This window comes from Symbiopectobacterium sp. RP (assembly GCF_050472005.1).
In the GTDB taxonomy this organism is placed as follows: Bacteria; Pseudomonadota; Gammaproteobacteria; order Enterobacterales; family Enterobacteriaceae; genus Symbiopectobacterium.
In genome coordinates, this window is sequence record NZ_JBGOGS010000002.1 from 1,275,208 (window position 1) to 1,288,483 (window position 13,276).

The following is a 13,276-nucleotide window of genomic DNA, read 5'->3' on the forward strand; positions in this document are numbered from 1 at the left end:
CACATCTTTTGCAATATCTGCTATTACGTTGCTGCATGATCTCAACTTATCCATCGGCGGGATTGATGCCCGCCTTAACCGGCGTTATCAGCGTCTGGTTAAGCAACACATGACTCCCCCAGCACCATTGGCGTCAGCCGTTAAAGACCTTGCCTGCGCGCAGAAAACAACGTTCGCCACTACTCAGGCCGTTTGGCGTTTTTTTAATAATGAACGTATTAGCTTCAGTCAGCTCAATGAACCGATTATTTCGCTGGCTCTCTGGCAGGTTGCACTTAGCCCGCATCCATACGCTCCCGTCGTTCACGACTGGTCTCATTTACAGTTTCGTACCCACAATGGGAAAGAAGAACGTTTGAAAATGACGCATGGTGGCGACGTCGGTTATGAACTACAAACCAGCCTACTGCTTGATGCTGCAAATGGTTTACCAATAGCGCCCCTGTCTCAAACTCTAACCGATAGGGCGGGTTGTCGTTCAACGCTAACCGAGGGCTTGTCTGAGAGTCTGACTCATATAGATGCTTTGACGGCTGATATCGCCCGCGTTGAGTCTCTTGATACCGGGAAGAAGTTAGTTCATCTCATTGACCGTGAAGGTGACTCTATCGGGCATATGCACACATTAAGCTCCCAGGGAATATGTTGGCTTATCCGGGGAAAGGAAGGGCATCGGGCCGAGTGGGGCGGTGACACCCGTAAAATTGGTGAAATTGCAGACGATTTGCCATTTATCGCAAACGGACAGGTTGGCTGGAAAGGGAAAAAAGTCAATATGGAGATCGGGGAAACATCCGTGATCATAACGCGAACAGCAAAAGCGAAGCGGAAAGACAAGAACACCGGACGGCGAGTGAAAGTTCAGCCAGGCGTAGCTCTGACACTCAGATTAGTTGTGGTTCGCCTTACCGATACTCACGGTAAATTTATCGGACGCTGGACACTGCTCACAAATGTTAGCAACGAGATCACCAGCGCGGAAGTCGCTCGCTGGTATTACTGGTGCTGGGGTATTGAATCCTTTTTTAAGCTGCTGAAAGGTGCCGGTCATGATGTAGAAAAATGGCTTCAGCGCAGTGCTGGTGCACTGCTACGCAGGTTATTGATAGCTAGCATGGCATGTGTGCTGGTATGGTGGCTGCAACGCGCTGAAGGAGACGACAATGCGGCAGCCCGTCAGTTTGATGTGTAGATACCTATGCCCTGTCGGCGGGGCGGCAATGTATACAGCACCTGTACGCTCTGTCTGGTGCTGTTCTCCGGATTCCCGTCTCTGCGCGGTTTTTCCAAAGGCTATTTGTTCGGAGGTGGATTACTTTTCGTCTGTTACGAAATCTTCTTATCGCTCTCCATCAGCTTTGCCGCGAATCGCGTGCAAGCGATGGAGATGGGTATGATCAATTACCTTTGGCCAAGTCTCACGCTCTTGTTCGCAGTTTTTATCAACCAACAAAAAAGTAGCCTTGGGCTATGGATTGGGGTCGCGCTCGCACTGGTAGGCATCGTCTGGATGATGAAGGGCGAAAGCCACTGGTCGCAATTAGTGATGTGGCAAAACATTCTGACCAACCCGCTGGCCTACGCCGCCGCCATTTCTTGGGCGCTGTACTGCAATATAGCCAAGCGACATTATTTTGATAACAATTAGCTGTATTTTTTTGCCACATATCAGGGCATTGGCTGTAATCATTTTTAAGTCGGTTGTCTATATCACCAAGCGCCTCGCGCGGGGTAAAAGCGGCAATACCTTGTTCTTCTTCGCCGTCAGTGTTGTGCTGTGAGTGCAATACGCGGCCTCAGCCAGGCCGCCGATGGCGTTTTCACTCACTACCGGACTAGGCTGTGACGGCAAGCCCGATAGTACGGAGGCGTTCCCGTTGATTTTTCAGAATGCCGGGTGTGTCACATAAAACGTCGTCAACAAGAAGATCATATTTTAATGATATTTCTTTTGCTTTAATGTCATTGCTTGAGTTTTCCGTAAAGCTAATGGCTCGGGAAAGGCTATTTTTTTGTGCGGTTTTCCCTGCCGTTCGATCGGTAATACTTGCGTTGATTGTTGGTGAGCAATAGATTTTTATTATCATTGATAATGCCCTTCAGCTCCGTACAGGGGCGGCTTTGTTGAATAAACATATTTTATGCTGCACCCCCGGTGAAACGACAGATCCTCGCAACGCAAAATCATGCAGTTAGGCCTCATAAGAAAACTGTAAACCTGAGGTGACAAGCATTTTCTACCAAAACTGGCTGGCAAAACAGCATGACTTACTATTATTCAACAAAGCCTGCAGGGGCATGAAATTATCACCTTGTAGATTTGCCAACAATCAAAAAACAGGCGTTATCCATTTTTAGATAGCAAGTGACGGTCAGCACTGTCTAACCGTTCACCTGTTTTTTTCTTTCCCTAGCTGCGATTATTCCGCCAGAAATCCTTCCAGCAAAGAATTCAGAAACAGCTTGCCGTGTTCGGTAACCTGCCAGTAGGTAGTGGTTTCCGTCAGATAACCTTGCGCCAACACCCAGTCTATTTGTGGGCGCACAGCGCTTTCTGCCAAGCCGGTGTAGGCACTGAATTCGCTACGCGGCGCGGGTTCCAGCAACCGAAAACGGTTCATGAAGAATTCGAACGGCAAATCTTCCGCTTGTACTTCATTGCGCTGGTCCAAGTAAGTGCCGCGTATATAACCGCACGGATGGCGGGTTTTTACCGTTCTCAGGATACTCCCGTCAGCGCGCGTGATCTTGCCATGTGCACCACACCCAATCCCCAGATAATCGCCAAAACGCCAATAGTTGAGGTTGTGCTGGCACTGATAGCCCGGTTTGGCGTAGGCAGACGTTTCATACTGTTGATAGCCTGCGGCAGTGAGCAGCGCATGGCCCTGCGCGAAGATATCCCATAGCGCATCGTCATCGGGCAGCACCGGCGGATGCGAACCGAACAGGGTATTCGGCTCAATCGTCAATTGATACCACGACAGATGCGGTGGATTGAGCGTAATCGCTTGACGCAAATCGTCCAACGCTTCTTCCAGCGTCTGATCCGGCAAGCCGTGCATCAGGTCCAGATTGAAACTGCGCAGCCCAAGTCCAGCCGCCAGACGCGCGGCACGCTTAGCTTCTTCCGGGCCGTGAATACGTCCGAGACGCGTCAATTTTTCCGAGCTGAAACTTTGCACGCCAATGGAGATTCGATTAACTCCCGCACGCTGGTAGCCGCTAAAGCGATCGGTTTCTACCGTGCCGGGGTTTGCTTCCATGGTGATTTCGGCATCCGCCCTAAGGGGCAAGCGGGCACGCACGCCATCGAGCAGTGCCTGCATGCCTTCTGCGCTCAGCAGGCTGGGCGTGCCGCCGCCGATAAAGATCGAACTGAGAGCTCGGTCGCCGCTCAGCGGAAGATCCGCATCGAGATCCGCCAATAAGTGCTCCACATATTCCTGATGCGGCACATCACCTTTGAGGGCGTGAGAGTTAAAATCGCAATACGGGCATTTTTGCACACACCAGGGAATGTGAATGTACAGGCTGAGCGGCGGCAGTTTATGCATGACGCAGCGCATCCAGCAGTAAACGCAGCGCCTGACCACGGTGCAACAGCGCGTTTTTCTCATCGCGCGTCATTTCTGCGGCCGTTTTGCCTGCGCTCGGCACGTAAAAGATAGGGTCATAGCCGAAGCCGCCTTCGCCCACAGCTTTACGCGTCAGCACACCCTGCCAGCGGCCGTGGCAGACCAGCGGCGTCGGGTCATCGGCGTGGCGCAGATAGACCAGCACGCAATGGAAGCTGGCTCCGCGTTGTTCGTCAGGGACATCCTTGATGGCATCGAGCAGTTTGTCCAGATTGGCTTGATCGCTGGCATCTACTCTGGCGTAGCGCGCGGAGTAGATACCCGGCGCACCGCCCAAGGCATCAACCGCCAGACCCGAGTCATCGGCCACCGCAGGCAATCCGGTGATGTGCGCCGCGTGGCGTGCTTTGAGCAGTGCATTCTCGATAAAGGTCAACCCGGTCTCTTCGGCAGAATCAACGCCCAGCTCGGTTTGTGCGACGATATTCATGCCAAAATCCGCCAGCAGATCGGCGAGTTCGCGAACTTTTTCGGGGTTGCCGGTGGCTAAAACGACGTTTTGCCTCGTGGTATCCATGCGTGTGTCCTGCATTCTGTTAATGCCATCGTCGGGAATGGCGGGGAGTTATCTGTTGCGATGCGCAGTTCCCTGTGGAGGGTTACTGCGAGATCAATGCGGCGATTTCCGTAGGAATGTGCTGCGGATTAACAATTCTAATCTGTTTATGACGGCCCAGCTCACCTTTTTCAATGCTCACTGCGCCTTTTGCCACCCGGAACTGCTTGGCAAGGTATTTGACCAAATGCGCGTTGGCCTGACCATCAACCGGCGGCGCGGTGATGGCGACTTTGAGCTCATCACCGTGCAGGCCGACTATCTGATCACGGCTGGCCTTCGGCTGAATATAGAGCCGAATTACCAACCCATCGGGCATCAGTGCTATTGCACTCACAGCAGGAACCAAAATTCAGGAAACAGATCCATGCCGAGGTAGTTCAGAAGATACAGGATCAAAATCACCGCCATGGCGGAGAAATCGATGCCGCCCATGGCTGGAATAATACGGCGAATCGGGGCCATAAACGGTTCGGTAAGTTGGAACAGCAGGTAGTCCACCGGGCTGCGTCCCTGACTCACCCAACTCATCAGCGCACGAATAATCACTACCCAGAACACCAGATAGCCCGAGGATTTTAACAGTGCCAACAAACCCACCAGCAAGTTGACCGGGCTTATCGCGAAGGCTCCAACCTGAATCAACATCAGCAGGGGGTATTTCAACGTGGTCAGCAGAAACGCCAACAGCAGCGATGCGCTATCGATGGGGCCAAGTGCAGGCAGAATACGGCGCAGCGGCCTGACGATAGGCTGCGTGATTTTCACCACAAATTGTGAGAACGGGTTATAAAAATCACTGCGTGACCATTGCATCCAAATGCGTAACAGCAGCACCATTACATACAGGTCGATCAGTGTCTTGACCAGAAACGTCAGGGTTAGCATAGAAACATCGATTCCTTATCAGCTATATAGAGAATAACGGTGCGTTAAAACAGTTTTTCCATTTCCTGCGCGCGATACACGGCAGCCTGCATGGCATCGGTGACGGTTTGTGTCAGTTGGCGTTCGTTAAACACCCGCAGCGCCTCTGCGGTGGTGCCGCCTTTGGACGTCACATTCTCACGCAGCGTCGCAAGCGGCGTATCCGGACTGGCTTCTACCAGTGCAGCTGCACCCAGTGCGGCTTGCTGCACCAGCTGACGTGCACTTTCCGGTGTGAATCCTTGGCGTATGGCCTCTTGCTGCATCGCTTCCATAAACAGGAAAAAATAGGCCGGTGCGCTGCCTGCGGCGGCAATAACGCCGTTGATGCCGCTCTCTTGCTCAACCCAGCATACTTTACCCACGCTTTGCATCAGTTCGGCGCTAAAGGCACGATCTTCCGCCGATACGTTAGCGGGCGCGTAAAGGCCGCTCATGCCTTTGCCCACCAATGACGGTGTGTTTGGCATAATGCGCACCAGCGTTAGCGGCTCCCCTAACAGCGCTTGAAAGCGCGCCACACTCACTCCAGCCGCGATAGACAGCACCAACTTACCCAGCGCGTTCAGCACGCCGCGCAGCGGCTCGCATACGCTTGCCATCAACTGCGGTTTCACCGCCAGCACCACGACGTCAGCATCCTGCGCGCACGCGAGGTTGTCGTCACTGCTGATAACGCCATAGCGCTGTGCCAGCGCATCCCGTCGTGCGGCGCTCGGTGCGCAGACGCGGATACGATCGGCAGGATAACCGCCGTTAACCTGCCCTGCAATGATCGCCTGAGCCATGTTTCCGGCACCAATAAAGGTAAGCTTGCGGTGTTGCATATTTATGTTCTCTCGTGTTCGTCAACCGGCCAGTGGCAGCGTTCAGTCCCGAAGGGGATTATCCATGGTGAGAATTATTCATGTTGAGGCCTATACATGCTGAGGATAGTCCCGTGCGCCGAAAATGGCGGTGCCGATGCGTACCAGCGTACTGCCTGCCGCAATCGCGGCGCTCATATCATCCGTCATCCCCATGGAGAGGGTATCCACCTGAGGATAATGCAATTTTAACTGCGCAAACAGGTCATTCATCGATTGAAACACGGCTAATTGCCGTGCGTAGTCACTTTCCGGTGCCGGAATTGCCATCAGGCCCCGCAGCGTCAGGTGCGGCAGGGCAGCGACGGTAGCGGCCAAGGCGGGAAGCTCTGCTGGTTCGATCCCCGATTTGCTGGCTTCACCGCTAATGTTCACTTGCAGCAACACGTTCAATGGCGATAATGCCGCTGAGCGTTGTTCGCTCAGACGTTGGGCGATTTTATGGCGATCGACGGTGTGACACCAGTCAAAATGTTCGGCAACCAGACGGCTCTTGTTGGATTGCAGCGGTCCGATAAAGTGCCATTGTAATGCCACCTGAGGCATGGCCTCACGGAAATAAAGCACCTTGTCCACGCCTTCCTGTACATAATTTTCCCCAAAACCTCGCTGCCCGCTGGCAATCGCTTCTTCTATCGCTGCCACAGGTTTGGTTTTACTGACGGCAAGCAAGGTCACCGCGTGCGGGTCGCGTCCACATGCGGCGGCGGCGATCTTCTCTCTGACATTCTGTAGATTCTGCTCAATCGGGTTCATGGTCATGCTAAGGATGGGGTCTATGGATATCAATGAGTGTATAACCTGTAGTGTAAAACAGAATGCCTCCGATCTGCACCTGTGTAGCGGATATCCACCAATGTGGCGTATTGATGGCGAGTTACAAACGATACAGACCAGCGCCTGTTGCAACGCTGCGCAGTTGGAGCGTTGGGGAGACAGTTGGATGACGGCCCATCAGCGCCAGCAATTACACACTGAGGGGCAGGCCGATGGCGCGTTGACCACACTCGACGGCATTCGGCTGCGCGAACATCTGTTTCGTCAGCATGCCGGGCTTTCCGTTGCGTTGCGTATAGACAAGCGACTTAATTTTGATTACACCATATGGACTGAGAACAAAATCTCTGTATCGCAACCACTCTCTCTTTTTTTGCTTTTTGCTTGTGCCCATTTATGCTCAATTGGGTTAAGATCTGGCGAATATGTAGGCAAATACTCCACCATATACCCTGCAGAGTTATTAGCAAATCTGGTGTATGGCGATCAGGCTACGTTCCGCTCTGATGCTTCGTAAATCTGTTCTCCATCCTTAAATTGGACGTTGCTTACAACTAGGGTCAGCAGGTCAAATCCTCTTAGTCGGTTCCAGCTTTTCTGAGCTGACTGGAGCAGCTTAAATACCATTGACAGGGTTGTTTCTCTCGAACCATCGTTCTTCGCGCCTCTGCTTCGTAGCCTCACAGTCGCAAAAGCCGATTCAATCGGATTTGTCGTTCTTATTGACGCCCAGTGCTCTGACGGGAAGTCGTAGAATGCCAGCAGTTCTTCTCGAGCTTTCTCCAGCTTCTTCATCACTGCAGGATACTTCGCTGAAAACCTTGCCAACAAAACATCAAAGGCTTCATTAGCGGCATCGCGGCTCTCTGCCAGCCAAACCTCCCGCAGCTCAGCCTTAACTTTCGGTTGCATGGCTTTGGGGAGTGAAGCCAACACATTAGCGGTTTTGTGCACCCAACAGCGTTGGTGCTGCGTGTCCGGGAATATCTTTGCCATTGCATTCCAAAAACCAAGGGCACCGTCTCCCGTAGCCAGCTTGGGAGATACGGTTAGGCCACGTGCTCGCAGGCCATTAAGAAGTTCGGCCCAGTTTGCTTCTGACTCTCGATAACCATCTTCAACCGCAACCAGCTCCTTACGTCCATGCTCAGTGACGCCGATAATGACCAGCAGGCAAAGGCGATCATCTTGCCTGACATGGCTGTATATGCCATCGGCCCAGAAATAAACGTAGCACGTATCGCTTAAATCACGCAGGCACCATTGCCTGTGCTCTTCAAGCCATTGCTGTTTCAGTCTGCTGATGGTACTGGCAGAGAGGGCATTCGCTTTTTCACTGAGAAGCGCCCTCAGGGCTTCGTGAAAATCACCGGTGGATATGCCTCGCAGGTACAGCCATGGTAGCAACTCTTCGACGCTTTTTGCACGTTTCAGATAAGGCGGCAACAACGCGCTGTTGAAGCATATTCCGTTGCCACTGAGCTCTCTGACCTTAGGCACTTTAATTTCAACATCCCCAATACCCGTCTGTATGGTTCGCGGTGGCAAATAGCCGTTACGAACGACAGCATGATGCCCGTCGTCAAGGCATAGGTATCTACACATCTTTTGCAATATCTGCTATTACGTTGCTGCATGATCTCAACTTATCCATCGGCGGGATTGATGCCCGCCTTAACCGGCGTTATCAGCGTCTGGTTAAGCAACACATGACTCCCCCAGCACCATTGGCGTCAGCCGTTAAAGACCTTGCCTGCGCGCAGAAAACAACATTCGCCACTATTCAGGCCGTTTGGCGTTTTTTTAATAATGAACGTATTAGCTTCAGTCAGCTCAATGAACCGATTATTTCGCTGGCTCTCCGGCAGGTTGCACTTAGCCCGCATCCATACGCTCCCGTCGTTCACGACTGGTCTCATTTACAGTTTCGTACCCACAATGGGAAAGAAGAACGTTTGAAAATGACGCATGGTGGCGACGTCGGTTATGAACTACAAACCCGCCTACTGGTTGATGCTGCAAATGGTTTACCAATAGCGCCCCTGTCTCAAACTCTAACCGATAGGGCAGGTTGTCGTTCAACGCTAACCGAGGGCTTGTCTGAGAGTCTGACTCATATGGATGCTTTGACGGCTGATATACCTATGGTTCAGGGGATGCCATCTAGACCGTGTTGCCCGTGGTTGCTCGCAGCAGCAGTAAATCAATCAGCAACACCAAATTAGACTCGAACGAGCTAACCTCTCCCGCTTCGGGCGCAAAATGAATAGCTTCATCATGCAAGCGAAAATGCAAATCTGCCACGTTGGCTAACGGATTAAACGATGCACGAGTGAAGGCGACCACGGTCATGCCGATGTTTCTGGCGATCTGCGCTTTTTCAACCACCTGCTCGGTTTCTCCACTGCGCGAGATAGCGATAAAGATGCGGTATTTGGGGGGATTGCTAAGAAAAATCCCTTTGCTGTCCCCCAGATCGGAGACAAACGCATCCTTACCCAGTATTTGCAGCTTTTTCGCGAAGTACTCGGTAAACAGGTGGGAGAACCCGGCACCGTAAAGAAAAAAATGGCTCTCGTGACGCAGGATATGGCAGAAGGCGTCCATCAGCGCGGGCGTCACGTAGGTGAAGGTTTTTTCGTAATTGGCGACAAAATGGCGATAGGCTTCGGGGATGCCATCGTTGGCAACCGATGTGGGGGTTGCCGGAAACGAACGTGGTGTATCGGGGAGCAACTGCTTGCTGTGATAGATAAATTCGCTGTAGCCGCTAAACCCCATTTTTTGGCACAGGCGCATAATGGTTGCCGTCGAGACATAGGTTTGCTGCGCCAGTTCACACACGGTGATCTTGCCGACCAGCGACGCATGCTCGGCGATAAACACCAGCACGCGGTGTTCCGCGCGCGTCAAATCTCTGCCGTGGTGAACCAGTGATGTCAGCCGGCTATCCATGGTGCTGCTCCTGCGCGGCAATCAGCCTAGTGCAATAGGGGTATCATCACGGGCGCCCCATTCGCTCCAGGCACCGTCATACAGCGTGACATTGGACACGCCCAACTGCGCAAGCGCTAGGATCACCATCACGGCGGTGACGCCAGAGCCGCAACTGGCAACAATCGGGCGGCTGAAATCCAAGCCCGCTTTGTGCAGAATCGTCGCCAGCTCAGGGCTGGGTTTCAGGGTGCCCTGTGTCACCAGATCTCCCCACGGCACGTTCAGGCTGCCGGGAATATGGCCGCGACGCAGGCCGGGGCGCGGTTCATCCACTTCACCGCGAAAACGCGGGGCAGGGCGCGCATCGACGATTTGCGCCGAGCCGTCACGGCTGATCGCCAATATCTGTTCCCGAGAGCGGATCGCGCCTTCGATTAACACGGCATTAAAATGTGCTGGCGTGGGGTGTACGTCTCCCTGCTCAATCGGATAACCCTGGGCTTTCCACTTCGCCAGCCCGCCAGAAAGAATCGCCACCTGACGAGCGCCGAAGTGGGTTAGCATCCACCAAGCACGCGGAGCGGAAAACAGGTTACCTTCATCGTAAATTACCAGCGGTTGCTGGTCGCTGATGCCCAATTCACCCATCGCTTTTGCGAACGCTTCTGCGCTGGGCATCATATGGGGCAATGCGGTGTTGGGATCGGACAGGGTTTCAATATCAAAAAAAACCGCGCCGGGCAGATGCCCCGCACGGTATTCAGCATGGATATCCCGGCTGGTTTCACCCGGGGGTAACATGCGCGCATCGATCAGTGTGATGTCATCGGAAGCCAGATGCTCCGCGAGCCAGTCGGCACAAACAAACAAACGGGAAGAAGAAGCTGACATATAAACCCCACGCATGGGCAGTGCGTGCTGCCCTGAGTGAAACAGTGGTAAATATTGTCAGCCATTTTTCCTTTTCCGACAAGTAGCTATTCGGGTTTGCCTGCGTTCAGCGCCACGCCGTCACGGTAGGCCTGTTTCAGCTGCGGCCAATATTCCTGGTTTGCCGCGATCATCTCATCAAGGATCGCTTTGGCATGCTGCATGGTGGGCACGGTGCGATTGAGCGTAAATTGTATTAGTCGCGACTAATACACATCAGGTACAGATTTCATAGCAAGGGATGTAGGCGCTGCCCGGCAGCTTCATCCTTTGCTGCACAACGAACCCTTGCAGCAGTTTATCCATGCCTTGCATCAGCTGTGCATCGCCGTGGATCTTGTACGGACCGTGCTCTTCAATCGCCTGAATGCCAACCTCTTTGACGTTGCCCGCCACAATGCCAGAAAACGCTTTGCGCAGCGCAGAGGCCAGTGCTTCTGGGGCTTGATTGGGGTGCAGATTGAGGTTTGCCATATTCTCGTGAGTGGGCTCAAACGGCAATTGCAGATCGGGTGCGATGCGCAATGACCAGTTAAAGCTGTAGGCGTCACCGGTATGACGGCGATGTTCCTTCACCTGCGGCATCGCTTTCTTCATCTGCCGTGCCACTTCCGCTGCATCATCAATGATGATGGAGTAGTAACGGCGCGCCTGACGGCCTAGGGTGGTGATGATAAATTCATCCAGAACATGGAAATAATCGGCGCTTTCCTCCGGCCCGGTCAGGATGATAGGCAGCACCTGTTTGCTGTTTTCCGGATTCATCATGATGCTCAGCAGGTAGAGGAACTCTTCCGCCGTGCCGACCCCGCCGGGGAAAATAATGATACCGTGCCCGATGCGTACGAAGGCTTCGAGGCGTTTTTCGATATCGGGCATGATGATAAGTTCATTCACCAGCGGGTTAGGCGGCTCGGCGGCGATGATGGATGGTTCCGTCATGCCAATAAAGCGACCTTCTTTATAGCGCTGATGTGCGTGGCCGACGGCGGCACCTTTCATCGGTGCTTCCATGGCGCCGGGGCCGCAGCCGGTACAGATGTTCAGTTCACGCAGCCCTAATTGGCTACCGACTTTTCGTCCGTAGAGATATTCAGTTTCATTGATGGAGTGGCCGCCCCAGCACACCACCATGTTGGGCTCTTCCCCGACGTGCAGCGCACGCGCATTGCGCAAAATAGAAAATACCAGATTAGTAATGTGGGCACTGTTTTCCAGATTCAGGTTCTGATAGCGCTCTGCCGAGGTGATTTGCCCGTTCACAAACAGAATGTCGCGCAGTACGGCGAACAGGTTGGCCTGCAACGAACGGATAATGTCGCCATCGACGAAAGCGTCTTCCGGAGGATTGACCAGCTCCAGCTTCACGCCGCGTTCACGGCGCAATACATTGATATCGAAATCTTCGTAGCGGGACAGCAGCTCTTTGCTGTTATCGGTTTGGCTGCCGGAATTCAGCACGGCAAGCGAACAGTTGCGGAATAAACGGTAAAGATCGCTGCTGGCCGTGCTTTTCAACATGTCCACTTCCAACTGCGATAACAAATCCATAGACCCTAACGGGCTGATATGTGTAATCAATTTTACTCCTTGAGAACGCAGTGTATAACAACAAAATTTCTAGGCTATCCCTTGTCGCCACTGGGGTGGCAAGACGCATAACACTGATTTTATGTATTGCTCCACCTTAACCTGATGGTATCAGTTATTTCCAATAATGCCGTTTCTGAATGACGATATTGTATCGTATCCCGCACTATTGCCGGGGTAAGCGACCGGTGTTTGCAATAAAGTCGGTGTTGCTACGCCAGGGATTGATGTCCAGCCCGCCTCGGCGTGTATAGCGCGCGTAAACGGTCAATGCTTCTGGCTGGCAAAAACGCATCAGGTCGTTGAAGATACGTTCCACGCACTGCTCATGGAACTCATTGTGGTGCCGAAAGGAGACGATGTAGCGCAGCAGGGCTTCTCTGTCGATACGTTTGCCCCGGTAGCGAATTTGCACCGAGCCCCAATCCGGCTGGTGAGTGATCAGGCAGTTGGATTTGAGCACATGGCTCACCAAGGTTTCTTCAACAACGGGGCGCTGTGCGTGGCAGGCGTTGGCGAGATGGTCGGCATTGAATGCATAATCCGTGATCTGAATATCCAATCCGTCAATACATTCCCCTTGGAATTGGCCCAGCGTCTCTCCCTGAAAAGCATCCAGCGAAAACAGCGCCACGCTAACCTCACCCTGCGCACAGGCGGCCAGATCGCGCGTTAGTGTCTCTTGTACCCGTTGCCAATTTTCAAAAACCGTCTGATTGAAGCTGTTCAGGTAGAGTTTGAAGCTTTTGGATTCGATCAGGTTTGGGCTATCGGCCTGCAAATGCATTTCGCCTACGGCAACCTGTGGCACTCCATTGGGCGCAAGCCAAGAGAGTTCGTATAATGTCCAGATATCTTCACCGTGAAACGGCAAATGCGCGGCATCAATGCCTAAAGGGGAGCGGTTTAAACTGCGTGGAACCGCTTGTAACAAGCCTGCATCGTAGCTGTCGTGGTAAGATGTCGGTTTTCCCAACGGTAACGCACTGAGCGCATCTTGTTTGTCAAAAGTGGACATAACATGCCTTTGCAAAGTAAAAACGATATGCAGTAGT

The 13,276-nt window shown here is 52.9% G+C and carries 15 protein-coding genes and 1 pseudogene; 2 read left to right on the top strand and 14 right to left on the bottom strand.

What is annotated here, in order from left to right; genetic code table 11:
• Nucleotides 1–28: 28 nt before the first annotated feature.
• Complete coding sequence (locus tag ACD630_RS25925) at nucleotides 29–1,192, top strand: hypothetical protein (protein WP_430361329.1); 1,164 nt, start codon at nucleotides 29–31, stop codon at nucleotides 1,190–1,192.
• A gap of 348 nt (nucleotides 1,193–1,540) precedes the next feature.
• Here ACD630_RS25925 and ACD630_RS25930 read toward each other — a convergent pair whose 3' ends face one another.
• From ACD630_RS25930 to ACD630_RS25975, 10 genes and pseudogenes are all read right to left on the bottom strand, one after another.
• Nucleotides 1,541–1,690, bottom strand: coding sequence for a hypothetical protein (locus ACD630_RS25930; RefSeq protein ID WP_430361089.1), 150 nt, complete (start codon nucleotides 1,688–1,690; stop codon nucleotides 1,541–1,543).
• A gap of 145 nt (nucleotides 1,691–1,835) precedes the next feature.
• Nucleotides 1,836–2,087, bottom strand: a complete 252-nt coding sequence (locus ACD630_RS25935; RefSeq protein WP_430361090.1) for a hypothetical protein — start codon at nucleotides 2,085–2,087, stop codon at nucleotides 1,836–1,838.
• Between the two features lie 333 nt (nucleotides 2,088–2,420).
• A complete protein-coding gene (gene hemW / locus ACD630_RS25940) occupies nucleotides 2,421–3,557 on the bottom strand; it encodes a radical SAM family heme chaperone HemW (RefSeq protein ID WP_430361091.1) in 1,137 nt (378 codons plus the stop codon).
• Nucleotides 3,550–4,155, bottom strand: coding sequence for an RdgB/HAM1 family non-canonical purine NTP pyrophosphatase (gene rdgB, locus ACD630_RS25945; RefSeq protein WP_430361092.1), 606 nt, complete (start codon nucleotides 4,153–4,155; stop codon nucleotides 3,550–3,552). The genes hemW and rdgB overlap by 8 nt, the downstream gene beginning before the upstream one ends.
• Before the next feature lie 82 nt (nucleotides 4,156–4,237).
• Nucleotides 4,238–4,513, bottom strand: a complete 276-nt coding sequence (yggU, locus tag ACD630_RS25950; RefSeq protein WP_430361093.1) for a DUF167 family protein YggU — start codon at nucleotides 4,511–4,513, stop codon at nucleotides 4,238–4,240.
• A 14-nt stretch (nucleotides 4,514–4,527) separates the two neighbouring features.
• Complete coding sequence (locus ACD630_RS25955; protein ID WP_430361094.1) at nucleotides 4,528–5,082, bottom strand: YggT family protein; 555 nt, start codon at nucleotides 5,080–5,082, stop codon at nucleotides 4,528–4,530.
• A 44-nt stretch (nucleotides 5,083–5,126) separates the two neighbouring features.
• The gene (gene proC, locus ACD630_RS25960) at nucleotides 5,127–5,948 is read right to left on the bottom strand and encodes a pyrroline-5-carboxylate reductase (RefSeq protein WP_430361095.1); all 822 of its coding nucleotides are present in this window, start codon (nucleotides 5,946–5,948) and stop codon (nucleotides 5,127–5,129) included.
• A 90-nt stretch (nucleotides 5,949–6,038) separates the two neighbouring features.
• Nucleotides 6,039–6,743 carry a YggS family pyridoxal phosphate-dependent enzyme gene (locus tag ACD630_RS25965; RefSeq protein WP_430361301.1) on the bottom strand — a complete coding sequence of 235 codons (705 nt, stop codon included), beginning with the start codon at nucleotides 6,741–6,743 and terminating at the stop codon, nucleotides 6,039–6,041.
• A gap of 339 nt (nucleotides 6,744–7,082) precedes the next feature.
• Nucleotides 7,083–7,211: a transposase gene (locus tag ACD630_RS25970; RefSeq protein WP_430359511.1), complete on the bottom strand. Its 129-nt coding sequence runs from the start codon at nucleotides 7,209–7,211 to the stop codon at nucleotides 7,083–7,085.
• Between the two features lie 39 nt (nucleotides 7,212–7,250).
• Nucleotides 7,251–8,351, bottom strand: a pseudogene (locus ACD630_RS25975) (IS256 family transposase); the annotation flags it as partial.
• Between the two features lie 41 nt (nucleotides 8,352–8,392).
• Here ACD630_RS25975 and ACD630_RS25980 point away from each other — a divergent pair.
• Complete coding sequence (locus ACD630_RS25980) at nucleotides 8,393–8,989, top strand: hypothetical protein (RefSeq protein WP_430361096.1); 597 nt, start codon at nucleotides 8,393–8,395, stop codon at nucleotides 8,987–8,989.
• Here the strand turns inward: ACD630_RS25980 and ACD630_RS25985 are convergent.
• The 4 genes from ACD630_RS25985 to queF form a co-directional block, all read right to left on the bottom strand.
• A complete protein-coding gene (locus tag ACD630_RS25985; protein ID WP_430361097.1) occupies nucleotides 8,928–9,719 on the bottom strand; it encodes a MurR/RpiR family transcriptional regulator in 792 nt (263 codons plus the stop codon). The two genes, ACD630_RS25980 and ACD630_RS25985, sit on opposite strands and share 62 nt — an antisense overlap.
• A 21-nt stretch (nucleotides 9,720–9,740) precedes the next feature.
• Entirely contained in the window at nucleotides 9,741–10,592 is an 852-nt protein-coding gene (sseA, locus tag ACD630_RS25990; protein WP_430361098.1) for a 3-mercaptopyruvate sulfurtransferase, read from the bottom strand.
• A gap of 255 nt (nucleotides 10,593–10,847) precedes the next feature.
• Nucleotides 10,848–12,212, bottom strand: a complete 1,365-nt coding sequence (gene ppnN, locus ACD630_RS25995; RefSeq protein WP_430361099.1) for a nucleotide 5'-monophosphate nucleosidase PpnN — start codon at nucleotides 12,210–12,212, stop codon at nucleotides 10,848–10,850.
• Nucleotides 12,213–12,387: 175 nt separating this feature from the next.
• The gene (gene queF, locus ACD630_RS26000; protein ID WP_430361302.1) at nucleotides 12,388–13,239 is read right to left on the bottom strand and encodes an NADPH-dependent 7-cyano-7-deazaguanine reductase QueF; all 852 of its coding nucleotides are present in this window, start codon (nucleotides 13,237–13,239) and stop codon (nucleotides 12,388–12,390) included.
• Nucleotides 13,240–13,276 lie beyond the last annotated feature (37 nt).